This window comes from Paenibacillus sp. sgz302115, assembly GCF_056120445.1.
Map to the genome: position 1 here is coordinate 67,002 of NZ_JBVYOK010000012.1, position 26,095 is coordinate 93,096.

General features: G+C 47.4%; 16 protein-coding genes and 1 pseudogene. 1 reads left to right on the top strand and 16 read right to left on the bottom strand.

Going from position 1 to position 26,095, the window contains the following annotated elements; translation table 11 throughout:
• Window positions 1-190 precede the first annotated feature (190 nt).
• From AC0LWN_RS20935 to AC0LWN_RS20970, 8 genes are all read right to left on the bottom strand, one after another.
• Complete coding sequence (locus AC0LWN_RS20935; protein ID WP_458966021.1) at window positions 191-913, bottom strand: response regulator transcription factor; 723 nt, start codon at window positions 911-913, stop codon at window positions 191-193.
• Between the two features lie 4 nt (window positions 914-917).
• Entirely contained in the window at window positions 918-2,075 is a 1,158-nt protein-coding gene (locus AC0LWN_RS20940) for a sensor histidine kinase (protein WP_474668717.1), read from the bottom strand.
• Between the two features lie 58 nt (window positions 2,076-2,133).
• The gene (locus AC0LWN_RS20945; protein WP_474668719.1) at window positions 2,134-4,863 is read right to left on the bottom strand and encodes a stalk domain-containing protein; all 2,730 of its coding nucleotides are present in this window, start codon (window positions 4,861-4,863) and stop codon (window positions 2,134-2,136) included.
• Between the two features lie 300 nt (window positions 4,864-5,163).
• A complete protein-coding gene (locus tag AC0LWN_RS20950) occupies window positions 5,164-9,204 on the bottom strand; it encodes an Ig-like domain-containing protein (RefSeq protein ID WP_474668721.1) in 4,041 nt (1,346 codons plus the stop codon).
• A gap of 242 nt (window positions 9,205-9,446) precedes the next feature.
• Window positions 9,447-10,649, bottom strand: a complete 1,203-nt coding sequence (gene metK, locus AC0LWN_RS20955) for a methionine adenosyltransferase (RefSeq protein ID WP_458966017.1) — start codon at window positions 10,647-10,649, stop codon at window positions 9,447-9,449.
• A 200-nt stretch (window positions 10,650-10,849) separates the two neighbouring features.
• A complete protein-coding gene (locus AC0LWN_RS20960; protein WP_458966016.1) occupies window positions 10,850-11,116 on the bottom strand; it encodes an alpha/beta-type small acid-soluble spore protein in 267 nt (88 codons plus the stop codon).
• Between the two features lie 189 nt (window positions 11,117-11,305).
• Complete coding sequence (locus AC0LWN_RS20965; RefSeq protein WP_474668724.1) at window positions 11,306-11,845, bottom strand: hypothetical protein; 540 nt, start codon at window positions 11,843-11,845, stop codon at window positions 11,306-11,308.
• Window positions 11,846-11,929: 84 nt separating this feature from the next.
• The gene (locus AC0LWN_RS20970; protein ID WP_474668726.1) at window positions 11,930-14,662 is read right to left on the bottom strand and encodes a hypothetical protein; all 2,733 of its coding nucleotides are present in this window, start codon (window positions 14,660-14,662) and stop codon (window positions 11,930-11,932) included.
• 604 nt (window positions 14,663-15,266) lie between these two features.
• Between AC0LWN_RS20970 and AC0LWN_RS20975 the strand changes: the two genes are divergently transcribed.
• Window positions 15,267-15,509: a hypothetical protein gene (locus AC0LWN_RS20975; protein ID WP_474668728.1), complete on the top strand. Its 243-nt coding sequence runs from the start codon at window positions 15,267-15,269 to the stop codon at window positions 15,507-15,509.
• 692 nt (window positions 15,510-16,201) lie between these two features.
• Here AC0LWN_RS20975 and AC0LWN_RS20980 read toward each other — a convergent pair.
• The 8 genes and pseudogenes from AC0LWN_RS20980 to AC0LWN_RS21015 form a co-directional block, all read right to left on the bottom strand.
• A pseudogene (locus AC0LWN_RS20980) lies at window positions 16,202-17,019 on the bottom strand (reverse transcriptase domain-containing protein); the annotation flags it as partial.
• 125 nt (window positions 17,020-17,144) lie between these two features.
• Window positions 17,145-18,434, bottom strand: a complete 1,290-nt coding sequence (gene ltrA / locus AC0LWN_RS20985; protein WP_474668730.1) for a group II intron reverse transcriptase/maturase — start codon at window positions 18,432-18,434, stop codon at window positions 17,145-17,147.
• Window positions 18,435-18,976: 542 nt separating this feature from the next.
• The gene (locus AC0LWN_RS20990) at window positions 18,977-19,285 is read right to left on the bottom strand and encodes a hypothetical protein (RefSeq protein ID WP_474668732.1); all 309 of its coding nucleotides are present in this window, start codon (window positions 19,283-19,285) and stop codon (window positions 18,977-18,979) included.
• A gap of 306 nt (window positions 19,286-19,591) precedes the next feature.
• Window positions 19,592-19,852, bottom strand: a complete 261-nt coding sequence (locus AC0LWN_RS20995; protein ID WP_474668905.1) for a group II intron maturase-specific domain-containing protein — start codon at window positions 19,850-19,852, stop codon at window positions 19,592-19,594.
• A gap of 76 nt (window positions 19,853-19,928) precedes the next feature.
• Complete coding sequence (locus tag AC0LWN_RS21000; RefSeq protein WP_474668907.1) at window positions 19,929-20,276, bottom strand: reverse transcriptase domain-containing protein; 348 nt, start codon at window positions 20,274-20,276, stop codon at window positions 19,929-19,931.
• Window positions 20,277-20,354: 78 nt separating this feature from the next.
• Entirely contained in the window at window positions 20,355-20,546 is a 192-nt protein-coding gene (locus AC0LWN_RS21005; protein ID WP_474668734.1) for a hypothetical protein, read from the bottom strand.
• Window positions 20,547-21,644: 1,098 nt separating this feature from the next.
• Entirely contained in the window at window positions 21,645-21,986 is a 342-nt protein-coding gene (locus AC0LWN_RS21010) for a hypothetical protein (RefSeq protein WP_458966013.1), read from the bottom strand.
• Between the two features lie 152 nt (window positions 21,987-22,138).
• A complete protein-coding gene (locus tag AC0LWN_RS21015) occupies window positions 22,139-26,053 on the bottom strand; it encodes an S-layer homology domain-containing protein (RefSeq protein WP_474668736.1) in 3,915 nt (1,304 codons plus the stop codon).
• Window positions 26,054-26,095 lie beyond the last annotated feature (42 nt).

A 26,095-nucleotide genomic window follows, 5' to 3' on the forward strand; every position in this document is an offset into this window, starting at 1 on the left:
TATGCCGGTGATCAAAGGTCGGTGACTGCCCAAGACCGCCTTACGGCCAACCATCCCCGCTTTATGCAGCCTCGCTGCACTTTTCCACTAATACCGTGTCTCCCTATAACCGAAAACTGAAACAATACTTTGACTGCAGCAGTGCGGCTGCAAGCATTATATGTAATGTTTTAAAACGTTAGCCCTGTGTTTATAATGTTACCCAGCCATATTTGATCGAATTAATTACGGCCTGCGTACGGTCGTCAACCTCCATTTTTTGCAGGATGCTGCTAACATGGTTCTTGACGGTCTTTTCACTGATGAACAGGTATTCACCAATCATCTTGTTGCTCTTACCTTCAGCCATCAGCCGGAGAACCTCTGCTTCACGGCGGGTCAGCGGATTGTTGTCACCTGCAACAAATTTGACACCCGCTTCTTTAACCGCAGTTTCAGCAATAGCGCCCGTCTCATTGAGATAAGTCATGCGCCGCAACTGGTTAATCAGCTTGCCTGTTACCTTTGGATGAATGAACGCATGGCCTTCACAGACGGAACGGATAGCATTAATAAGTGATTCAGCCTCCATGTCCTTCAGTAAGTAGCCATTGGCACCCTTACGCAGCGTTTCGAATACATAACTCTCATCATCATGAATCGACAAAATAATCACTTTGACATCCGGGAACATTTCCCGCAGCTTTTGCGTGGCTTCGACACCATTCTCAACCGGCATATTGATGTCCATCAGCACGATATCCGGTTTGTTTTCATTGCAAAACTCAAGCACCTGAATACCGTCACCGCATTCGCCAATGACCTCAATATCCTCCTCCATATTCAAAATCCGCTTAAGCCCCTCACGAAACAACTGATGATCATCGGCCAAAAGAACTTTTATGGGCGACTTGCCAGGGTTCTGGTTTTCCATCACATTACTCCTTTCCCTTCTCTACATTCGTCGGAATGTGAATGATGATTGTTGTGCCCTGATTCTCGGCTGACAATATTTCCATTCTTCCTTCGAGCAGCTCCACGCGTTCCCGCATGCCTACCAGCCCAAAGCTTTCCCGATTGCCCTGCTCGCTTACCTTCTTCACATTAAAGCCTAATCCGTTGTCCTTCACGACGATCTTGATCAACTGTGCCTGATAAGTAATTTCTACCAACACGTAGCTAGGGAACGCATGCTTCGCCGCATTGGACAAAGCTTCCTGCACCAGACGGTATACCGCTGCCTCCATGGCTGAGGTCAGCCGGTGCTCTTTCCCTCTTGTTTCAAAAGAGGTACGGATCTTCGTCTTCTCCTCATAATCATGCACGTATTTCCTCAGTGTCGGAATCAGGCCTAAATCGTCGAGCGCCATCGGACGCAGATTAAAAATCACCTTGCGCATTTCTTCCAGGCTGTACCGAACCTGACCTTTCAAGTCTATTACTTCGTCCTGTACCAACCCAAATTCCTGCTTCACCAGCATTCTTTCTACAATTTCCGTCCTAAGGACTAGATTCGCCAGCATTTGAGCGGGACCGTCATGAATTTCCCGGGCAATTCTTTTCCGTTCCTCTTCCTGAGCCAGGATAATCTTGAGGCCGATCATCTGCCGATTCTTCGCAGATTCGACAATTCTCGTCACTTGACCTAGTTCCCCGGATAAGTACTCCAAGACAACACTCATCTGGGAGCCAATCGACTCTGCACGCTCTACTGAATTTTCCACGCTGCGGACCCGCAATTGCAGCTCGTCCCGCCTGCTCCGAAGATAGACCTCCCTTTCCCTCGTCATCATGAGTTCAAGCTGTAGCTCCGTTGCTTTCTCATAAGCGACCCGGATATCCTTCTCGGAATAGCGGACAAAATCCCGGCTGACCTCTGTCAGCCGGATACGAGATCGGTGATACTGCAGCTCAAGCTTGTCTACCTTTTGCAATGTTTCATCCGTTTCATCCATGACCCGCTGCAGTTCTTTGTTAAGCGCAACAAGCTCATCCCGTGCAACCTGCAATATTTCAAATATCTGATACTTGCTGCTCTCCATCACGTCGATGGTATTCTTAATGACGCGATCTATCGCATCGGCTTGAAATTCCACGGATGCTTGCCCCATTTCTATCGGATCGTATTAAAGGCTTTCCTTTAATATTACCATATCACGATTCGATAGTTACGGTCTTCGTTTTCTGTTCCCATTTTACGGATAATCCAAGCTGCTCCGATACCAGTCGAAGAGGTACTAAAGTCCTGCCCTGCAGGATCACAGGCGCTACTTCTGCACCCTGGCGTTTTCCGTTCAGCACAAACTCCTTCTTGTTCACAGTCAGATCGAGGACCTTGGCTCCGCGCAGCACCATAATTTTCTTCGTGTTCGGGTCCCATGCCGCACTGCCGCCAAAAGCATCCAGCACATATTTGATCGGCACATATGTGCTTCCATCTTTGACAATTGGAGAGACATCTATCGCTTTCTTGGTGCCGTTCACAGTCATCGACTTGGAGCCGATACTCATTGCGGCTGTGCCCTTCGGAAGACCAGCTTCGCTGGACAGCGACGGCATTACGAACGACAAATTGTCAAAAGCAACTGTTCCTGTCTTCGCCCGCTCATCCTGCCCTTCCTCCACATTCACCACGTATAGCCGCTTTAGGGTTGCCGGGAATTTAATGCCGGAGCCTGACAGATCAATATTGAGGCTCTTCCAGCCATTCCAGTCAATCACCTTGGCCAGATCGATATAGGATGTATTTCCGCTTCCGTCTACGACTTCAGCACGCAGCCAGTTTAAGCTCATATCACCCATAACGTCCAGCGACATGGAGGTTGCCGCAGCCGGAATGCTTTTGCCGCTTGTCCCGTTGAATTGGGCATAAGCGTACATTTTACCGCTGCCTGCGGTCATATCATAGCTGAGGGACAGTACCTTGGAGCCTGCCCGCTCAGCGCTGCCCGCTTGGACTGCTGCGGTTCCCACGACACTGCTCACATTGGATGTGAACGCAATCGGGTAACTCACATTCTCAAAATCCTCCCAAGCCGTAGCTGCCGCCGTGGACAACACAACCGCAGTGCTGAAGCCGTCATAACGGGCGATAGCATATCCTGTAGTAACGCCTGAATCTACCGAATTAACCGTCAGCTTGCCATCCTGCACACTGCCCTTAAAGCCAATAAATTCCCACTTTAGCGCTGATGCCGGAACAGTGAGCGTTGCTCCGCTGCTGGCTACAGCGGTCACTGGGACGGACACGGAGGCACCGGCCGCAAGCGGTGCCGTCGCCGTGCCGACAGTGAGGCTGGAGATATCATCTCCGCCAAGGACGGTAATCTTGGTGGAAGCGCTGGCAGCGCCGCTAGTGGCTGTCAAATTCACAGTTCCCGGCTTAACTCCGGTGGCTTCTCCACCGTTTACCGTCACACTGCCGCCGCTTGACGACCATACTGGACTTAAGGCTGCAACATCAATTGGATTATAGTACGTATCATAGCCTTTTAATGAATAGCTTGCCTTTTGCCCGATCAGAAGTACAGAGCTGCCGCTAATCTTAATTCCTTTCACTTCCCCTTGCGGAGCCGAGGTATAGACCCCTAGTCCGTTGACGATGCTGCGCTGCTCCGTGCCGTATTCGGTATTGAAGGTCAGTGTAGTCGAGGTTTCGGCAAGCGGCCGGTCCACCATAGTTGTAGAACCGCCTCCGTCCAGATTCATCCCTTTCCAGACACCGATGTTCGTCATGAAGGATTGCAGCTCAGTCAGCGACATCCCCGCACTGTTCCCATTATCTTCGACTGCGATCACATACACATACCGGCCATCCTGCGAGTAGCCCAGAGCCGTTCGTGCGCGGTATCCGCCGATACTGGAGGTGGAACGGGAGAACGTTGCCGCCTTACCGTCGTTCACCAGAATGGTGTGTCCCCCGATCATCATCTGCAAGGATGCCGGATCAAGCTCCTGCTGTGTAGTTTTGGAGCGCAGGGTGTAGACACTGCTCAGCTTCTGCCCAACAACCAGATGATTCTTCACGAACGCAGCCCCAAGCCCGTGTGTCCGTAAAATATAAGCTCCTTTTGGTACGGCTATAGGCAACGCCTTATCCGCAGAAATTTGGGTAATTACGTCATTCTCCACCAACACCTCTGTAGGGGTAGTGGAGCTGTTCTTCGGACGATCCAGTGCGGTCCAGGCATCCGTATATATGTATGCGGCATTGGCGTGGCTATAAATGGAACTGCCGCCCTCTGGACTGTACGCTCCTTTGTTGATACCGGATAACGGAAACTGTGATCCGTCCTCTGCGGTTACCAGACCTTCGAAGGAATACTCGTCAATTACCGGCTTCCGGTCTTTGGTCACGGCAAAAGCGTACATTCCGTCGAGCTGCGAAGGTGATGAAACAACGACGCCACCAGATACCTGGCCGCCGATAGGCGCCCCCTCGCCTCCTGTATTGAAATAGTCACCGTTCACGGCAGCAACGGCTCCCGTCTCTTTTGCCATCCCGCCTGTGCTTTGCCGGGTCGTTAATTTCCCGCCTTTACCGGTCATTACATCAATGGAGACATAAGGATTGTTTAGATCTACCCGAATCACATCTGCCAGCCCTGTGGCTGTTTTGCCGGAACGGGACGTTGTAAATTTATATTTCATCATAATGGCACCTGAAGTAACTACCTCTTCACCCAGCTTGGTTACAGCAAAAGAGCCCGCTGCGTGAGCCACAGGTGCCGGTCCGGAGCCAAATTGCGGGATTCCTTCACTGCCGATGACCGGCATAATCCACAGCACTCCTGCCAGTGAGGCAGCAATCCATTTTTTTGCATGCAGCTTCTGTAATCCCCGCGATTGCTCTCCGCGTTTCTTCTCCATGAAAACTTCATTCATTTCAGCGTAACTCTCCCATCTCTTTTTTTAAATACAAGAATCTATCAAAGTCTGGGAACACGTTTCTAGTTTCCCGCTATACCTTTAATAGACTGATTTTCAGAGGAAAAGTTGCGAATATTGCTAGATTTAAGCCAAAATAGCCCCCTGCTGGAATAGCCTGGTGAACGCAAGCAGAAACGGCTGCGCCGTCTTTAGAAGGATAGCTCAGCCGTTTCTGCGGGAAATTTGCCAACTCTTAATCACAAAAAAAAGGCCCCGCAATAGCGGGACCTCCAGATACATTACTATTTTAATAATCTACAGATACCCTGCAGTCGTAAGCATCCGCTGCAGCATCACCGCAGCTTGAGCTCGTGTAGCATTGCCCTGCGGCTCGAATTTAGTGGTGGTCATACCGAGGATAATTTTTTGCTGCACCGCTTTGGCTACGAATTCAGCGGCTTGGCTTTGAATTCTGGCACGGTCCTTGAAGGCAGCTAATGTTGACGATGGGGTGCCATTCAAGGTTACCGGATTACCGCTATACTCCATAGCCCGGATAATCATAATCGCCAGCTGCTCACGGGTAATATTATCATTGGGGCGGAATGTTGCATCTGTATTTCCGGTAATAATCCCCGCTTTGGCCGCTGCACCAATATAATCGCCAATTTGTGTGGAGGTCTGCACATCCCTGAAGCTCTGCGCTGTCTCACGATTTCCCAGCAGACCCAGACCACGGCTAAGCATAACAGCAAATTCGGAGCGGGTAATTTTCTGCTCAGGGTTGAAGGTACTGCCATAGCTGCTGTCGATGATATTTTTGGCAGCCAACTGAGACACAATGGATTTACTCCAGTGACTGCTCATGTCAGTAAAGCTCCGCGTGGAGAGGAACGTTCCTACAACCTGGTTGCCGATCATATTAGCACGGATTACAGTATAGCTTCCTGACGAGCTGAGCTTGGTAGGAAGATAAGCCGCATCATAATAAGCAAGATCCAGTCTGGCGGCTGAAGTCTGATCACTGTTCAGAGTAGAAGTTGTACGCACGGTGTACTCAGCCGGTACACTCAGTGCCTTGGCATTGGTGTAATTATTGCTTACCGCAGCGGACAGACGTACATCCACAAGTCCGGTTATCGTCCGAAGTCCCTGAGTCTGAAGCTTCTGTTCAAACGGTGTGAAAGTACCGGCTGGCACCTTATCGAGCCGCAGGACAAGCGAGATATTTTGACTGTCCGCAATCAAGGTGGCGGCAAGACTGGTCATATTCACATCATTCAGAGCAAGCTTGTATAAGTTATCCCCATAGCGTATCAGGATTTCAGCTTTCTTATCACGATTCACTGCATCCAGCAGCGGCTTGAGCGGCAGCGTCACATAGGCTGCTGGTTCCGTTGAAGGTACTTCAAACGCCAAAGAAGGAGTCCCGAGCTTGATTAAGTAATCATAACTGGCGGTCAGACGGTCGGCGGTCAGGCTGTATCTTTTTACCGACTGGCTGTAAATCGAACGGTCATCTGCCGGTGTCGCCGAGTCGCTTTTGAGAAGGGCATACTCTTTTCCGAACTCACTGGCTGCCAGTGTGCCCAGGTAAGCCGGACGGCCTGCCGCTGTTGATGAGCTTATTCCTGTCAGATTCTGCACGGAAAGCCCGCTAAAAGAAGAAAACGTATTGCCGCTCTGATCCTTAATCACACCTGAGCCGGACATATAGGACAAATCGACGGTTTGACCTGCTTTTATCACACTGGATAGTGTTAATTTAAGGGTATTGCCGGAGAGATAGTAAGACTGTACTCCAATACTGCTGCTATCCGCTCTGACTCCAAACTGATTGGCATACAATGTATTGGACGCCTGCATCGTTTTGCTGAAGGTTACGGTGAGCTCGTCCCCTGTTACTGTTGCAGAACTGATATCCGGTACGGATGTGCCGCTGCTGCTCGCTGAAATGCCCAATGGCTGCAGGTTGATGTAGGCGGCACGGTTGCCGTTAAGATCGCTGATCCCGGCTGTTCCCGGTACGTATGAGATGGTAGTCGCCTGATTAGCCACCAGATTGCTTTGAAGCGTCAGCGTCACCTGATTGCCGCTTACCGCAACAGACGTTACGTAATTTGGCGTACTGCCCACCAGCACGGAAAACTGGCTGTTCATCGGCAGATTCGTTGAAGACAAGCCCTCATTATAGGTCAGCACTATATTTTTGCCTGAACCGGTAGCACTTTGAAACAGGGGTGGAGTTGTATCCGCGGCGTTGCGGATATAAAAATCACTGAAATTCCCTATATTCAAGCCATTCACATCCTGCAGCGGATAAGAGCCTGCGGAATAGGCTACGCGAATCGTTTGTGCACTTGTTGCTTCGTTGTTCAAACCAAGGGTTACAGCGCCACCGCTGGAGCTAATAGAGTTAACCCCAAGCGAGTAGCCGTCCGCATACACATTAAACTGGCTGTATGCATTAGGCGAGACCGCCTTTAGAGCATCATTAAAATTCAAAACTACTGTTTTGGAAGAAATCACTCCGTCTTTGGGCATAGACAGTACGGATTGAACACCATTTGTAACTTGACGCAGTGAGAAGGCAGCCGCATTGTTCCCGCTCAAATCCTGTATGTTCCGCAAACCGCCCGTATAGCTGATTTTTACAATCTGTCCAACCGCCACACCTGTACTAAGCGTAATATAAACACTGTCTCCCTGAACGTAGATACTGTCTATCGCACGTTTCTCATCATTAACCGTCACCGTGAAGCTGGAAGGGAGCAGAGCGGCACCTGCACTTAAGGCTTCATCATATTTCAAGCGAATGGTACGGTTATTATCCATCTGCGCTGCAGACAACACAGGGGCCGTCTTATCCAATACAGCCGTCCGGAAGCTCCAATTGTTCTTGCCGCTAATCCCACCAAAAACTTCCTGGTTATTCTTGGCGTCTACAAAGGCTCCGTTTGCGATGTCCACATAATAGGTCGTGTTATTTTCTAATGCCGCAGCAGGTGTAATAATATATTCACTTGCCGTAGCACCTGCCGATAAAGGTGCAGTCAGCTTGGTTCCATCCCCTTTATAGAGGACTACCGGATTGGCAACCGTACTATTTAAAACGACATCGCGGTTGAATGTGATTTTAATGGCCGGATTGAGACTTACACCTTCACTGCGGTCCGCCGGACTGAGCGCCTGAACGCCAAAACTCGTTAGCTTAGCCGTCGTAAAGCTCCAAGTATACGTCCCTGACGCGGGAAATAAATTCCCGTCCTGATCATGAAAAGCCCCTTGTGGTACGGATACCGTATAAAAAGTATTTTCTGGCAGCGGATTCGCAGTTGATGCTGTATCCAGTGTTATAGTACTGGTTCCCCCGCCTGTAACAACCGAAGAGTTGACGTTGAAATATTTAGTATTACCTGGAGAAAACAATGGTGTTAACGTAATGACGCCGGAAGCAGGCATCATCGGACGGTCAAAGACAAGCTGAACATCCCCCGTAGGCGACACTCCAGTAGCCCCTCCAGCTGGCAGGACTGTCATATTTACTCCGGCAGCCTTGGTCGAAAAGCTCCACACGCTGCCACTGGATATTCCGGAGAAGGTTTTATTCTCATCATCTTTTAGCGCATAATTATCGACTAATACATAATAGGTGCTGCCAACTGCAAGCTTATTCGCCAGTGTTAGTCTTACTGTGGTGGAAACCTCGTCAGTCTGCACATCCACCCAGGGTTCGCCGTCTTTGATCTTAAACTCCTGGATCAGTGAATTATTAGCTGAAGAGATAAGCTTGACAGAGCCGCCGCCCCTCACTAGCCTCTTGTTCAGCTTAAAACTGAGCTGCGTCAGCGCTGCCGCATCAACCCGTGAGTTATTCGCCGGTGAGTACTCACTTGAAATAAGCGACGGGTTAGCTATCGGCGCCGTGATAAAGGTCCAGGAAGTAGCCGCAGATTCCGCCCCTGCACCATCCTTGAACACTCCCCTAGGAATGGATACCGTGTAACTCTTATTGGGCTCTAGTTGCTTACCTGCTCCCCACTTGATTTCATAGTCCTTGGCGCTGCCAAACAGTCCGGCGCTGCCAACGGAGATTGTAGCAAATGGTGTACTTGAACCCACCGGGGTAATAGTGATATCTCCACTCTGTGGGTTCACCACACGGTCAAAGCTTAGTTTGATTGAGGAAGCAACATTAATATTTGTCTCTCCCGCAGCTGGTGAAGTTGCGGTTATGCCAAATTCACTCGCAGCAAAAACTGCCGGTGTTCCGATTCCGACTGATGAAGACACAGACCCCAAGACCAAATCTCCTGCCAGAATGAGTGCCGCCAATATGGAAATTTTTCTTTTCATGCAGTGATAGACTCCTCTCAAGCCATAACTTCGTCTTTACATATATTCTTATATTTCGGCAAAAGAGCTTCCAAAGTTTAGAAGACTTCTATATTGAGATACAGCCAGGCACTCTTTAGTCCATTTTTAGACACACCAAAAAGCCCGCAGAAGCAGCCTTCAACTATCGAAGAGCCGTCCTGCAGGCATTCATACAATATTTTAGTCGAGCATTACGCTGAAAATAGAAAGCAAAGGCATACTTATAGGTCTGCTTGCGCTCTCAGCAACTCAGCTTTGTCTACACGTTCCCATGGAAGATCGACATCAGTCCGTCCAAAATGACCATATGCTGCGGTCTGTCTATAAATAGGTTTACGCAGATCCAGCATGGAGATGATGCCAGCCGGACGAAGATCAAAATTGCGGCTGATCAGCTTGGCCAATTTCTCTTCACTGATTTTGCCTGTTCCGTATGTATCCACATTAATCGAGACAGGATTAGCTACACCAATTGCATAAGCCAGTTGAATTTCACATTTGTCGGCAAGACCTGCAGCTACCAGATTCTTAGCTACATAACGAGCGGCATAAGCTGCGGAGCGATCGACTTTGGTCGGATCTTTGCCTGAGAAGGCACCGCCTCCATGACGGGCATATCCGCCGTACGTATCGACAATAATTTTACGTCCAGTCAGACCAGCGTCGCCTTGCGGACCGCCAATTACAAAACGTCCCGTCGGGTTAATGAAATATTTGGTATTCTCATCAAGCAGCTCGGCAGGAACCACTGGCAGAATCACATTTTCCTTGATGTCAGCCTGGATTTGCTCAAGCGAGATTTCTTCGGCATGCTGGGTCGATACAACGATTGTATCTACACGTACCGGCTTCTCACCATCGTACTCAATCGTAACCTGTGTCTTGCCATCAGGACGCAAATATTCCAACGTTCCATTTTTGCGAACCTCGGACAAACGTCTAGCAATACGGTGAGACAAAGCAATCGGCAGCGGCATTAGTTCAGGAGTTTCATTGGTAGCAAAACCGAACATCAAACCTTGGTCACCGGCACCAATATTGGCGGTTTCTTCAGCAACCTGTGCAGGATCACGGTTCTCCAAGGCGGCATTTACCCCCTGAGCGATGTCAGCCGACTGCTCATTAAGCGAGCTTAAGACTGCACATGTATTATAATCAAAACCAAATTTCGCACGTGTATAGCCAATTTCCTTGATCGTATTGCGCACAATCGCCGGGATATCTACATATTCAGACTTGGTGCTAATTTCTCCGATCACCAGTACTAGGCCAGTTGCAACAGCTACTTCGCAGGCCACACGGGCATTAGGATCATTAGCCAAAAAAGCATCCAGTACCGCATCAGAAATCTGATCGCAGATTTTATCCGGATGCCCCTCCGTTACGGACTCGGAAGTAAACAAATGACGTCCTTTAATAGACACTACAACAACCTCCCATATTGTTAGTCTGACACTGTATAAGGGGGCTCTCCTTAATAGATAACAGGCCATAGAAATAAAATCGGATAAGTTCAAAAAATGAACCTTTCCCAATCGGAAAAGGTTGATGGCTTTCCTCAAAAGTCATATTAACTTATTTGCCGGATGCTGTCAATTGAAGCCAGTCCCTTCACGCTTCGATATTATTGGAAAAGAGACTGCTCGGCCTGCTTCACAAGCCTCTTGGTTATTTCCCCGCCTACAGATCCATTATCGCGGGAGGTGAGGTGTCCCAGATATAATCTGCCACCCATCCCACCACCTATTGTTCCAAGTTCGGAAGCAAATTCTGTATCTGCCCCGCCGCCATAAGAAGCGCCATATAAACCAAATTCAGAAGCAATTTCATACTGCATTTGTTTCAGCATTGCCCGGCTTTCCGGTACCACTGTACGGTTAGTACGTGCCATGATAACACCTCCTGAAGATTTTTTAAGATTACAGGAAGTATTGTACGCGGAATCCATCAGTCTCAATCGCTTCAATCTTTGTCAACTGTGGGAATGAGTGCCGAAGTATACTGCACCAAATAAAAGGGCATCCTATTTTATAGGAAAACAAAAATTCTGTAATACCATAATTATTAACCTGAATCTTGCTTATTTTAAGGTATATGTGCCACGGACCATTACAACCAGACCTAATGTTTGTCCATCTTGAACAGCTATACCCCGACCTTCACGTGGAAAAGACAACAAATGATTGGAAGGAGCAGCAACGCCGTTAGCAAGATCAGCACCATCCGTTAAATCTGCTACGCCATTGGCATCATTCGAATAAATAACGGCCTTACCGGCTCGAACGATAAATTCTGCACCTGCTCCGGCAATCAAAATTTGCCCAGGTTTTACGTCAACAATCTTAGCCTCGTTACCCGCATTTTGAGCTGGCGTTGCCGTTGGTGCAGCCGTTGCTGCCGGAGTAGCCGTAGCAGTAGGCGCTTGAGTAGCAATACTGCCGCCTTGAATGGCTTTCTGTATTTGTTGATCTACATAGCTCTTGGTAACCACCGGATCATCCGCCGTTCCAGGCTGCGATCCAACACTGGCTCCTTCGGCAGTGACATTTAACAAAGAGCCAATCCATACTCCCCCAGCAAGCAGCCCAGTTACTATGGAAACTTTCAATACCGTTTTCATCAGCTTCCTCCTTCACAGAGTAAAAAAATCCTAAAAAAAAGAATAGCCTCCGAAGAGGCTATTCTGTGCTTCGGTAATCGGAGATTACTTAGCGTATACTGTCTTATCGCCAACGATCAAGTTACCCGCTTTATCTTTAGTAGTTGCATTTGCGTTAACTTTAACAGAGATACTGTTTACGTTGTTAGCGTTGAGGTCAGAGTAACCTGCAAGTCTAACATAGAATTTACCTGCATCGTTACCAACACCAGCAATGAAGCCGCCGGAAATTGTTGCCGGCGTAGCCGAGTTGTTGTTCACAATGATTGTGAAGTCACCAGCATTAAGAGTAGCAGGATCGATCGGCTCAGAGAATGTCAATTGCAGAAGTGAACTATCTCCAGAAGACACAGCTGCTGCATCAAGCGTTGGTTGAACGCGGTCTGCAAGTACTGGTTTGATGGAATTAGCAAATGATCCGTTTCCTGCAGTGTCAGTAATACCGAAAGCAATAAATTCGATCGCTTCAGTTTTGCTTATTGCAGTTTTTGGAACATGTACTTCAACTACTGCATTAGTAGGGGAAGTTACAGTTCCAGTGGCGCTGATTACTTGAACATAAGAACCACTTGGAAGTGCTTTGCTACCCAGAGTATAGCTGTTCACATCACGCAGGGAAGCAACACTCAAGCCAACATTATCAGTAGCTGTTACTGTGAAGATGATCTCAGGAGCAGCACCAGTAGGCTCAAGGTAAGTGATGCTTGTAACTACAGGTCTTTCAGTATCAGTTGTTGTACTAGCTGCCGCTGTAACTGCAACAGTTGTTGCAACCAATTTGTTCTTAGCAAGAGCAAGGTCTGTTACCAAACCGGCAGGAAGACGCAGAGTGTAAGATCCATCAAGATCTTTCACATTAGGGAAAGTAAGCTTAGCGCCGTCAACTACTGGGCCGCTGTAGTTTGCAGCAGTCAATGCTTGACCAGTAGAATCCTTAATCAAAGTAGGTGTTCCACCTACCCATTCAACATCCTCAGAGAATGTTACAACCAAGCCTTTGTCGCTGCTGAATGTTGCACTAGCAACTGTAGGGGCTGTAGCATCTTTTACAATTGTGATCGATTGCGTTACTGGAGTACCTAAAGTATTACCCAAGGTGTCGCGAACCGTTGCACCAAAGACCAGAGATCCGCTGAAAGTACCGGAATCAGGCAGTTTAAATCCTGCAGGAACTTTGAACTTGATAGTATCGCTATCAGCCGTCGAAGTTACAACCAGTGTACCTTGAGCATCGCCATAGGCGCTCAACAAACGCACGTTACCAATCAGGGATTCGTAGCTTACTTTTTTGTTGAACTTAACAGTGATTCCAGTATCACCTACTAGTGTAACAGAAGTAATTGTTGGAGCAGCAGTATCAGAAGTTACTGCCACAGTTGTCTTGATTGGGTTAGGATTTGCCAGGTTACCAGCAAAGTCAGTAACATTCAGCAAGGATACTTCATAAGAAGAACCTGCATTCAATGTACCTGCTGTCAAGCTGAAAGTATCGTAAGTTTCACGAGTTACTGTAGCAGATACGCCGTTCACGCTAGCAATAATTCCAGCTGGTTTAACTGGCTCGCTGAATTTAACATACACTTTGTTAGTTGTTGCTTTAGCAGCAGCATTAACAGTTGCAACTGTAGGAGCTACAGTATCAGCAGCAGTCAGCAGTGTACTATAGGAAGCAAGAGCTGTTCCAGCAGTAGTCTTAACGCTGTTACTTACAACTACAGTGTATTGTCCCTTAAGGAACTCAAGGCCAGGGAAGGTAACTGTAGCTTCTGTTCCAGCAGCATTTACGCTAACTTCAGCTCCGTCTGTTGTAATAGCACTTTGATTATTCAAAGGAATTACTCTGATAACGCCAGTTTTAAGCTTATCATTGGAAGCTAAAGTCGAAGTATCAACAGCACGGTTGAATGTTACTACCAATTGCTTAGCATTTGGAACAGTTACAGAAACAACCTTAGGAGCAGCAAGTGTTACTTTTGCTGTGTAGTCTTTTTCTAGGTGTTTGAAATTGATTGTTGTTTCAACACCTTCCACCAGTGCAGTGGTCAAGGTTACCGTTTGAGTTGTTTTGTCAGAGAAAGTTACAACTACGCTTGTTGGACTTACTGCTTCAGCAGAAGTAACTGTCAGCGTAGGAACCGCAGTTTTTTGGTCAACTGCATAAGCAGCTTCTACTACCAAAGAGCGAGTAGCGTTAGCTTTGAAGTTAGTACCTTTAGCAAAAAGACCTGCATTGACAACTGCTTGAGCATAGCCCTTAGCCCAGTTGGATGCGGAGTTATCAGTTGTAGCTGGAGTTTCAAGTTTCAGAGCGCGGAACAATACAGCCGCTACTTCTTCAACCGTTACTTTACCGTTGTAGTCGAAGATACCTTTAACAGTATCTTTACCTTGCATCAAGTTAGCTGCAGTAGCAGCTTCGATGTAAGGAACTGCCCACATCTTAGCTGTGTAACCTTTGTCTTTGTAAGACAATTTGCCAGTTACTTCAGTAAGACCAAACAATTTAGTAACGATCTTAGCGAACTCAGCGCGAGTCAGATCTTTTTCAAGGTGAGCTTGACCGTCTGGATATCCGTTAAGGATACCTTTAGCTGCCAAAGCATCAAATTTTGCTTGTGGAGTTGTTGCAGTTTCACCAAACGCTACAGAGGCAAACATCGAGAATGCCATTGCTGTAGATAATGCTACGGATAAAATTTTCTTCATAACCTTTTTTTCTCCTCCTTGGACGTTCATGAACTGAGAATTTTCTTTAGTTGGGTAGCTCATGTCACTCATTAGCCGATGCACCCCCTTTCCCGAGTTGAGCATATTAAGTATAAATAATGTCTGTGACGGGTATCACAGAAACTTGTAAACAAATTCATGGCATGACAATAGTAGATTCCTAATTCTACCTAAGTATTATACAATGTGCCTCAAGTCACGTAAAGCTAATTTTTCCATTCGGCAATGTTCTTTAGCTACGAAAGCTGTTCAACATGTACCTTGTGTAATTGATTCTACACCTTAAACGCAAAAGTTTTGAGAAAGTTGCGCTTTATTCAAAAAATAATTTCAAATTTTGACCTGAGCTTGTTCCATTAGAAGATACATATGTATGTTCTACTAACTATTGTTAATGTTGGGCAGCTACGGAAAACAGTATAGCATAGAGACTTTACAAACGTCATTAGGCAATATTTGTTAGAAAATAAAAATCGTTCGCTTTCTCAAACTAATAAACCACCTCTTAGGGCAATCGAGTAGGCGGAGGCGGTAAGCCCCCGTCCTCTCACACCACCGTACATCAGACTGTCTAACAATTTTTAAACAATATCCATTTAAGGCATGAAAATAGATGTCCAATGTTGAACTCTCTTACCTGAGGAGATGAACGCATATGCCTTATATTGAAGGTGAAGATAGACATCAAATTCATTTACTGCCATATACATTGGACGAATTTGTAGAAGAAGAAAATCCTGTTCGAGTTATCGATGCCTACGTAGATAGCTTGATCCTGGAAGGACTGGGGTTCCAAGTGTATTCGGGATCCAAAGCAGGGCAAAAACCTTACCGCCGACAAGAGCTTCTCAAGCTCTATATCCAACAAGGCAAAGAAGACAAAGCAAGTTTTCTGTGATCAAAAAATTACAATTCTGGCCGATACAGGTTACTATAACTGTCTTAAAATCATCGATGTTGTCAACGAAAACACCGAACTCTTAATAAAACCACAGAAGGGAAAGGAGAACAAAGTAGCTAGCGGATTTGATAAAGAGAATTTTGAGTATGATGCCATAAACGATAGATATATCTGGTTATGAATTACCATTCAAATGGAATGGAAAACAAGATGGAAAAGAGTACAAGCGTTACACCTATGAAACCTTCGATATTTGCGGACAAAAGGATCTCTGCACGTCAGCCAAAGGTGAGTGGTCAGTAACCAGACTAAGAGAGGAAGAAGCGATTGAGCAGATTGCCGAAAATACCCGTAGTCAAAGCAATACATATAAGCAGAGAGCGGCAATCGCCCAGCACCATTTTTGGACGATAAAACGTCACCTAGGCTGTACATAACTTTTTAAGACGAGGGTTGGCATCAGTAGGCACTGAAACTATTCTGATTTGTCTTGCTTATAATCTCAAGAGGTTGATCAGATAAAGGGAGTGAAGGAGCTCATACGTCTCTTCAGAGACCGAGCTTCTTCGATTTCTAAATGCACAACGCTAATGAGAGTGAAATTGCATAAATTTATGCTTTTAAAAGGGCTTAGAAATCTGTTGTTAGACAGTCTGAAATGCGGGTCCGCATACGGCGGTTCCAAAAGGTTAACCAAGCTCCAGATAACGTGAAAGCAAACTTTTCAGCCCTTTCGTTTCACAGTAGGAAGTAGAAAGGGCATTATTTATGTTCTGGGACATTTCCCATACACCTCTGCGTGAGTTTCCCATCATGAAACAGGCCCATTCGGGAACGCCGAGCGCTCGTAGTTCCCGAATTCGTGTACGGACCCGTTTCCATTGCTTCCATAGGCACATTCGGAGTCTTCTACGAATCAATTGGTCCAGGTTCTGGAGGTGCGTCTTTGCCGGAGCTAGTCGAAAGTAACCTAGCCAACCCATCATATAGCGGTTTAAGCGGTTAATTCTCTCCTCCATGGAAATCGACCACATTCGATTCGTCAATTCACAAATTCTCTCTTTGAATCGTGAGATTGTCTTCGCGCTAAGCGAATCGTTGCCTGTTTCTGGCTCAGGAAACTGAACCCTAAGAACTTACGGTTCCAAGGTCTGGCTACCGCGCTTTTCTCCCGGTTCACTTTCAGTTTCAGCTTTCCTTCTACAAATCGGCTTATCGATTCCATGACTCGTTCACCTGCTCGCTTACTCGCCACAAAGATGTTACAATCGTCCGCATAACGTATAAATCACAAGCCTCGCCCCATTAATTCCTTATCCAAATCATCCAGTAGAATATTCGCTAAAAGCGGACTGAGCGGACCACCTTGTGGCGTTCCCTCCCAGCTGCGCACCAACTTTCCGTCCACCATGACCCTGGCGTACAGATAGACACGAATCAGTGTCAGCACTCTTTTGTCTGTCACTTTCCGCGCCACTCTTGCCATCAGCATATCATGATTCACCTGGTGGTTGGTAGAAGACGGCCTCGGATTTTTTTTTCCTTGTGCCGTCAGCCCCAATCAGAACCCGACGTGCGGATTTCCCGCATCGGGCTCCCCAGAGTCGTTCACAGATTTTTTTTTTTTTCTCGTCAGATTGTTGGATGGAGTAACTTCGGTTCCGGCAATCTAAACCAGTCCCTGTTCCTCAAGTAAGACCAGTACAACCGATGTCTCTGGCTCCTTCTTCGTAGCACCCGTATCCACTGTCGTTCCACTTGCCGTTTCAAACTATGCAGCTTATAGTCACAGTGGTACAGTGCGAAATACTGGTAGAAACCTTGTAACATTCGGGTCAGTTGCTTTTGTTGGTCTCGTCTTTTCCAGTGTCGGTGTGCTTTTAGCCAGGTTCCAACTCGCTCTGAGAATTTTCGGATACTCTTTACGCTTGGAATCCGTATGAGCGCGAATTCACCTTTGCGTCCCACTCCACAGACATGTTTGAAACCCAGGAAGTCGAAGGTGTCTGGTTTTTCCCTGAATTCCGCTTTTCTTTCCTTTGCAAATCGTCCAAAGATCATGAGACGCGTCTTTTCTTCTGCTAACTCCAGGCTGAATTTCTTCATCCTTTCGTTTAACAGCGTTTGGAAATTTTCAGCGTCTCGCTCGTATTCGAAACACGCGACGTAATCATCCGCAAAACGGATGAGATAGGCTTCTCCTTGTACGCACTTTTTGAACCTTTTCTTGAACCAGAGGTCTAGAACATAGTGCAGATAGATGTTCGCAAGCAGAGGACTAATCGGTCCTCCTTGTGGCGTGCCTTCCTCATTTCGTGTGACCACGCCGTGTTGCATGACTCCTGCCCGCAACCATTTTCCGATGAGACGTAAAATGGCCGGATCGGCTATACGTTGCTTAACCATCTTCATCAGCCATTTGTGGTTGATATGATTGAAGTACCCACGAATATCCGCTTCAAATACATGTCTGACTTTCTTCGTTACGATGCAAGTTCTGAGCGCTTTAAGCGCCATATGCGGGTTTCTTCCCGGGCGGAATCCGTAGGACAGTCCCAGAAAATCCTGTTCAAAGACGGACTCTACAATTCTCGTTACTGCCCGCTGTACCAGTCGGTCTTCTACTGTCGGAATACCGAGTGGCCTCGTTTTCCCATTCCCTTTTGGAATGTCCATTCGCCTTACGGGCGGAGCTTGATAACGATTTTGTCTGAGCCGCTGCCACAGGTCTTCTGTCCGTTCTTCAAGATTCGCTTCAAATTCCTTCGTTGTTTCCCCATCGACTCCGCTCGCCCCTCTGCGGTTCATCATCCCCCAGGTCTCTTGCAGAAACTCAGATGTCATGAGATGCGCCAGTGACGTAAAGCGGATTTTCTTATCTTGCCGAGCTTTCTCTGCTATCTTAGCCAGTTGTGTTGACATACGATGTCCACCTCTGTGTGTGGGGTATGTTTCGCTGTTAAGAGCTTACTCTGTCCTGCCGCTTCCCCCTGTACGCGGCTTTCCCGCGCTCCGAGTACTACCAACAGGTCCGACTTCCACCGCGGCATCCACTCTCCTATGGATGGTCCTTTCAGTCGGCGTACTCCGCATTTTTTTTTTTCGCGAAGACCGCGATGGATCTCCCTAGTTCCGTGATGCTTCCATTTCCGCCATGCCGTGCTCTCAGACCCCGCCGGGGTCTCCGATTCCCTCGCCTTTTACGGAAATCTACTATAGCCTTCCAAGTTTTCGACCTTGTCGGCCCCCGGACATCTCACGAGGCTCTATCGCTTCACTTGCGTTACGGCCTGGACGTCGCTCTGTCTACGCTTAACCCGTATCGTTACCTTTACGTGCTCAAGACTCGATTTCGGGTAGGGTGGCTCATTCCCTTTGCCCGAGTGGGAATTGCACCCACTGAAAGCACCCAGCTTACCTAGGCGCACCAAAGAATTTTTCCATATCCAAATCCGCGACCCACCTTAGGCCGTTTTGGATATATCTTTGCGCTTGCTTGATTGCGTCATTACCACTCTTCCCCGTGCGAAAGCCGTAGCTATACCAGGAAATTGCGCGTCAAAAATCGGGTTCATGACTTGTAGAAGTGCTTGCTGGAGAAAACGGTCCATTACGGTCGGGATCCCTAACAGCGGTACACCGCCTCCGAGTTTGGGGATTTCCACCCGTTTGACTGGCGCAGGTCTATAGGTTCCCGTCAGAAGCTCGGCTTTCACCGTCTCCCAATGTGCTTTCAAGTAAGCTTGTAGATTCGCTACCGTTACATTGTCCACACTGGGTGCTCCTCCGTTTTGAACCACTCGTTTGCAAGCGAGCCGAAGGTTATCCCCTTCGAGTATTCGCTCCAGCATACCCTGACTGCTTCACCGCTTCTCTTTGCTGGCAACTCTCTTGAGAGATATTCGGCTGTCGTTGCTCTTCATACGAACGCATCGGTTTCCTCTCTCCTTTCGGTTCAGCCCTTCCGTAAGCTGTTGCAACAGCTTACTTGTAGAGTCGAAGGAGGTCGGCTTGCGCCTTTCTCCGTCCGCTCGATCAAACGGATCGTGCAGTTTTCCCGCAATCCGCTTTCCTTCATGTCACCCTTTGGGTGCAGTTCGTAGGTTCAAATCCGGGATTAATGTCAAGAGATTTACCAATCTGTACTCGGAGTAGAGAATGAATTCCGGCAGTCTTTTCCACCCCGCGTTGCGCCAGCGTTTGAACCGATGACTCCATATCCGCCTTATGATCCAGCGTTGGAGTCGGTTGAAAAGCTTTCTCACGTGGGCTTTCCGGAAATAATTGCCCCACCCTCGTATAACGGGGTTTATGGAGTCGATGAGTTCAAAGACGGTCAGCGAAGCGCGTCAGTCGGTACCCTCTGTCCTTCATTTTATGGTCGATTCAGATAAATGTTACTAAACAGTGGACTCACTACGCCACCTTGCGGCGTACCGCTCGGTGTCCCGTATTTCTTCCCACCTTCCATGTACCAGCTTCGAGCATTTGTCTGACCAATTTGAGAATTCTACCATCACTTACTTGCTCCACAATCCTGTCGACCAGCGGTTCGTGATGAACCGTCCCAAAGAAATCCCGCAGGTCTGCGTCCACAATCCATTCACACCCGTCCATCATCTCGCGGTAAATCTTCCGCATAGCTTGGTGAGTTGAGCTACCCGGACGGTATCCGAAACTGCATTCACTGAACAAGGATTCGAAGATAGGTTCCAACCTGTTTTTCAGCGCTTGCTGACAGACTCTGTCACTTATCGCCGGGATTCCGAGCGGACGCTTCTCATGAGGCTACCCTTTCTTTGGAATGTGAATCCGTCTGGCCTGCACCGGTCGGTATGTCCCTTATTTCAGTTCTTCGTGCAGCCTCTCTAGCTCCACCTCGGCTACGGCTTGGAAGGCCGGGATGGTGACCTTGTCAGTTCCGCCACTGCCTTCGTTTGCCCTCACTGTTTCCCATGCGATTTCCAGGTTTGTTCGGTGATACACTTTGTCGATTAATGAATGAACCTTTCGTCCTGTGCCTTCTGCTTTCATGTGCTTCGTATCCTCCGCCTGCAAGTTTTGGGTCTTTCACTTAGGGAATATTCCTCCCTTGCCGCTTACTCACGAAACTCATGCCAGTTCCGATCTCCATAAAGCGAGCCGCCTTCCCCTTCTAGTTCGCCTTTTGGGTAAACAGAAGCCAGTCACACCATAGTGACTAATCCGGACGTTTCTGTTGTTCGTCCGATCGTAAGTAGTATGCAGCTCTCCGACTTCTCGCCATGCGTCCGGTATTCACTTCAGGGTTTCCTTATAGCATCCATTACTGAAACTGCCACGCATTCTTTTGGAGCGGCAGGTGCGGCGCGACCGCTTCGACTTTGTTTATCCACTCGTCCTGCAGGTGCACTCGATTCAGACACGACGAGGTCTCCGTGGGTCACAACGTCATCTTCCGTACCATGCCGCCCGCACACACCTTGGTACGATGGGTGGACTAGAACGCCTTCGTCTCCATAGTGCAGACTCGACCTTGCCCCATCTTAGGCCGACCGGTTCGCGAGTTCGGGTAGCCCCGTTTCACTACAGCCTGGTACTTCCAACCCTTCAGACTCTGCCTCGCGGCAGACGCCCTGCCCTCCAGTAAAAAAAATACCAGCCCCCGAGGCGTTCCCCACGAGTTTGGATATGAGCCCCCTAGTCCGGTGCTCAGCGGGACTTTAACCCACCTGATGATCATGCTGCCACGCACGTACTATGGCCTCTGCTGACTCCTGCTGGTTCAGCGCAGCCTCTCGGCTACGGTTACAAGTTTTTTTCTTGCGTATCCAGCTGGCCTCCCCAGATAAGAACGTCATCTTTCTGCCCACGCCTGCCCAAGTTTACGGCTGCAGCCTTTGGCAGCTTAGGATTTCGTCTTGATTTGGTGACTTATCCGGCTGTAACCACCTAAAATTGGGTTCGTATACCTCAGGCCGTGCTTTTGCCTCCAGCTTCCTTCAGATTCCGCCTCACGGCGGACACCCTGCTCTTGGCTAACGGTAGGCGCTTGCCAGCCCCCGCTCGGGACTTTCACCCTAGAGATAACGCCCATGCTGGGCGTACAAACAAAAAAGCACCGTCTCCGGCGCTTTTTTCTATAGCTATGGACTAACGGATCTTCATCGAAAGTTGGATCAATTCCTGACGTTTCTCAGGACTGGAATTTACATTCTCATACATGGCATCTATTGCCCCGCGATTCTCACGGTAGCTCTTCTCGTGCTTGATTGTGGCATGGGACCACTCAATCAAAGCATTCTCGGCAATTACAAGATCATTGTATGCGTCATGGAACCCTGTAGCCTGTACAAGTTCTTCCATAAGCTCCTGTGTAATTTCCTGCAGCGCCCGTTTTGCGGCAATCTCCTTCTCCATAACCTTTGCTCTATTCTCAAACGAATTTTTGGCTTTCATGTAATCCAGCTGTGCTTTTGATAAAATCGGCTTCATCGATGGCTTTCACCTTTCAGAAAATAATATTTTCTAAGTTATTGTAACTTAAAACGATGCAGAATACAAAGTTAATGTCAGCGGTATGTAATTTTATTACAAAAGAACAGGTCCGCGAACAGTTTTCGCGGACCTGCTGTACTATTGCAGCATTAGTTGAAGTTTTTCGGGAAGATACTCGTGCTCTTCTGTAATAGAGCCACGGCAATTTTCCCCGCTTCCGCTCTAGTCAGCTTGCCCTTTGGATTGAAATTATATACAGGCTTGGTTTGGCCAGAAATTGTTACTGCGCTGCCTTCCATGATCTTCGCTTTGGATACTGCCTCGATGGCCGGTCTCGAATAGAAGTCCATGCTGCCTGAATCGACAAACGACTTGCTAAGACTGGTTAGCAGCTTGGCATCGTTCAAAGACATTTTTAGCTTCAGCGCTCTTGCAATCATTACCGCACCCTGTTCTCTTGTCAGTGGCTGGTCCGGGCCGAAGAATCCGTCACTTAAGCCCGTAATGATCCCTGCTCTCGCGGCTGTCTCAATATGTTTGAAATCCCATGTGGTTGAAACTGCCTCCGGTACAATATCAAAGAAGGTTTGCTGGCTGTTATTATAGTTCAACGGAATGTTCAGCCCTTTGACCAGCAGAGTAGCGAATTCACCACGTGTTGTTGTATCATCCGCTCCAAATTGGTCAAAGCGCAGATTCTCCATAATTCCTTTGGAGTAGAGTCCATTAAGAATATTTCTTGCCCAAGGATGGTTGGTGATGTCTGAATACCCGCGGCGCAGCTTCATAACCGTGTAGTAACCAAATTGATCGAATGGCACTGTAATCGTATGTTTCTTCGTATCAACCTCACCGCCGATGTTCTCCCACTGTCCCGAGTCTGTATAACGGAACACTGTAATTGAAGTACCTACCTCATCTACAATGTTCGGATTAAACGTTAGTGTGAGTTTTCCCCGCTGAGAAGGAACGATTTTGCGTTCAGCCTCGATTTGTGTAAAGTTGCCTTCTATCGAGTATGGCGCAATACCATTGGTAGCCGGCTTATAAAGAGCATCGCCTTTAATACCTTTTTCTCCAAGTCCGCCGCTGAGCCAATAAATATCAGATACCCGGGAAAAATTATTAGTTTCCACTGTTGAGTTGAACCGCAATACCAGATCAGAAGGGATCAGCAATGTGCTAAGGCCTCCTGGTGTGCGGGCATCGGCATCTACGTTAATCGTATTTCCGTAGTCATTTTTGCGTTCAACGACACCATCTACCGGGTCTGCAATACCGAACAGCAGCTTGGTATCCGGATAGTATTTAGCCGCCCCTGAAGTGGTGTAGCCTTTCATTAAGGTTCCTTTCGGGAACGTCAGCTCCAGTGCCTTGTTGAATACGCTATATTTAGCTGCCACCTTCTCAGCCATGAACTGCGTGTCTATTTGTACTGCACTTGCGTAATACACGTTAATTGTATCATTTAAAGTTGAACCGGCACGCACGATCTGAATTTTGATTGCTGTAGCCTTATCCGGCTTCAATCCCACATAATCCAGAGTGAATCTGTTCGGTAAATCTGTGCGCTTTACAGCTTCAAACTTATCAATCATGACTTTAGTTGCACCTTCGGCCTCAATATCAAAGCGGACAAAGTTTTTGTTGACGACAATCTGTGTTCCAACCGTTGCTACCGGAGACAGGATGCGGTATGCGGAAACTTGCCGTTCCACTTCCATACGTTGATTAGTGCGCGCACCGGTTTCATTGATCAACTCCAGGTTATAGACGATGCTGCCTGCTGTTTCAGCCGGAATATCCATAATCCGCAGAATGAAATCTGTGCTGCTGCCAACGAAATCATAGTAGTATGTTTTTCCTTTAAAATCAAATGGTACCGGCCCTTTCTTAGCCGACGTACTTCCCAGAACCGCATTATCTAAGGAAAGAAACAGCTCCGAGCCCTGATATAGGTTCAGCTTGGTTGCCGCTCCACCTCTTAGGACGATATCATAGCTGGTTTGACTAGTAATAAACTTTTCGTCCTTATAGGTAAATTCCGAAGTCAATCCCAAGATATCATTCAGTTCCTTCTCGGTGTACTCCTTGATATCAGTATGGGTTAACGAGGCTCTCCCTTTGGATAATTTAGGGTGAAATTGTGAAAGATTAGAAACATTGGTGTCTACGATATAGATCTTCAGCTCTTTACGTACTTCCCTCTTATTCCCTACATTATCCATAGAGGTCCCGACAAAAACAATCTTGTTCTCTCCGTAAACCAATGGCCCATCTGCTTTTATTGGCAAATCAAAGGAGAATTTCGGATCATCCGTCGGCTTAAATTTCGTAATCGGCGTAGTCAGCTTATCATTCGAAATTCCGTTGACAAAAAACTGCGCATTACTAATATTTTCGAAACCAATGTACTCACCTGATATCGGCAAAATATTGGCTGCATTCGCCGAGCTAAATGTATATGTCTGGCCATCGTTCAAGTTGGCTACATAAATGTAGTTCTTGGAGACATAAGCAATGTCTGCATTATAGAAGGATTGCGATCCTGGATATTGAAATTTCACCTTCTGTTGTCCATTGGAGAACCCAACAACCTTATAAATGACCTCATTATCTGCCAGTCCCGTAACACTAGTCTGTTTTTCCAATGTAAGTGCAGCACCTAAAGGCAAGTAAGAAGCCACCAAATCTTTGGTCGGTTTAGCGCTTGACTTGACCAGAATGTAAAAATTAGGCTTCTCAACCTGTGCACCGTTTAAAGCCAGTTTAGAAAGTGCGGTACTGGCAACAGCCTCGCCGTTATATCCAGACAAATAGTACATATCCGTAATAGCGGTCTCGTTCGGTAAATATTTATAGGATTCTTTTACCGACGTATTATAGGTCCCGTACTTGATTCCCACAGTTACAGTGGATGTTCCTGCAGTAAGTGTAAACGGAGCAGTGGCCTGAAAGGTAACCAGACGGTACTGAGGGGTTACACCATCTGGGGCCGGTATAATAATTTCTTTTTGTGGTGATGTACCAGAACCTAAATTCACTCCACCATCAGCTTCGATTGTATAAGAGTCGAGCACATTGACCGGAACCACTGTGTCATTAATCTTCACTTCATGATCATCTTCAAAGGACTTGGTACTCGCATTATAAGGCAAAAGCACTTGCCCAATAATATTGGCAGTGGTGTCTGGTGCTGTCAGTGTAGGAACGTTATCAAGTATATTATAAGCCATGTCTTTAGCGCTTGCTGTTTTGCCGTGTAGGATTCTCAAATCAGTAAATGGCTTATTGGTATCAAAATAATATACCGAGCGTTTGATTGAAATTGAGTCAGCCGCATTCTGCACTACGATGTCCAGTGTATTCTCTCCAGACTTCAACGTTAGCGCCGGGGTGAAGAAGGTTCCATCCTCAAGCAGAGAGGTCTGCATAGAAGAGCCCCCGTTCAGGGATACGCCTACCTTCGTAGCATTCGTTACTTTACCCTGAAGTGTAATCTGCTGGTTCGGCACAACAACCTTAGTACCTTCATTCAAATTGATGGCAGTAGGGCCGCCTCCAAGCACCTGAAGAGACGAAATAAAGGGAACCTTATCATAAAGAACATAAAATGATTCAGAGCGCTGCAAGGAGCCTTGCATCCCTGAGAAGGTGATTTTATTAAAACCTGTAAACAATGTTAGTCCACTTGCGATAAACCGGTTATCCGGGTTTGTTGTGTCGGTGGTTACTGCACCAGTTGTTGTATGTGTTTCATCGGTAACCCATTTCCCCCCACTCTGGGTCATCTGCTGCACAGTAACCTTCATAGTAGAGGCTGTTACCTGTGCATATGTACCCGTAATGGAAAAATTGGGAGCACTTGTCTTGTATACAGTGTCTCTTGTGATAGAACCGTCGACTTCCATTTGCAGTGCCGCTGTATTCCGTAGCGTGAGATCATCCGGACTGAAGTAAGTCGTGGTCGCTGCTGCCGCTATGGGCGTATAGTTGCCTGGAAACATAGAAACGATCAGAGCCGCCAGCAGCAGCCATACGAATGGTCTCTTAAAGCGTAACATGTGTATATCTCTCCTTTGAGTATATATTCTCGTTATTCTTCA

Bases quoted from the DNA above. Each gene is read 5' to 3' on its own strand.
- AC0LWN_RS20970 (WP_474668726.1), bottom strand. From the start codon at position 14,662: ATGAGTGACATGAGCTACCCAACTAAAGAAAATTCTCAGTTCATGAAC.
- AC0LWN_RS21010 (WP_458966013.1), bottom strand. From the start codon at position 21,986: ATGAAGCCGATTTTATCAAAAGCACAGCTGGATTACATGAAAGCCAAA.
- AC0LWN_RS21005 (WP_474668734.1), bottom strand. From the start codon at position 20,546: ATGAAAGCAGAAGGCACAGGACGAAAGGTTCATTCATTAATCGACAAA.
- AC0LWN_RS20935 (WP_458966021.1), bottom strand. From the start codon at position 913: ATGGAAAACCAGAACCCTGGCAAGTCGCCCATAAAAGTTCTTTTGGCC.
- AC0LWN_RS20960 (WP_458966016.1), bottom strand. From the start codon at position 11,116: ATGGCACGTACTAACCGTACAGTGGTACCGGAAAGCCGGGCAATGCTG.
- AC0LWN_RS20950 (WP_474668721.1), bottom strand. From the start codon at position 9,204: ATGAAAAGAAAAATTTCCATATTGGCGGCACTCATTCTGGCAGGAGAT.
- AC0LWN_RS21015 (WP_474668736.1), bottom strand. From the start codon at position 26,053: ATGTTACGCTTTAAGAGACCATTCGTATGGCTGCTGCTGGCGGCTCTG.
- AC0LWN_RS20965 (WP_474668724.1), bottom strand. From the start codon at position 11,845: ATGAAAACGGTATTGAAAGTTTCCATAGTAACTGGGCTGCTTGCTGGG.
- ltrA (WP_474668730.1), bottom strand. From the start codon at position 18,434: ATGTCAACACAACTGGCTAAGATAGCAGAGAAAGCTCGGCAAGATAAG.
- AC0LWN_RS20945 (WP_474668719.1), bottom strand. From the start codon at position 4,863: ATGAATGAAGTTTTCATGGAGAAGAAACGCGGAGAGCAATCGCGGGGA.
- AC0LWN_RS20975 (WP_474668728.1), top strand. From the start codon at position 15,267: ATGCCTTATATTGAAGGTGAAGATAGACATCAAATTCATTTACTGCCA.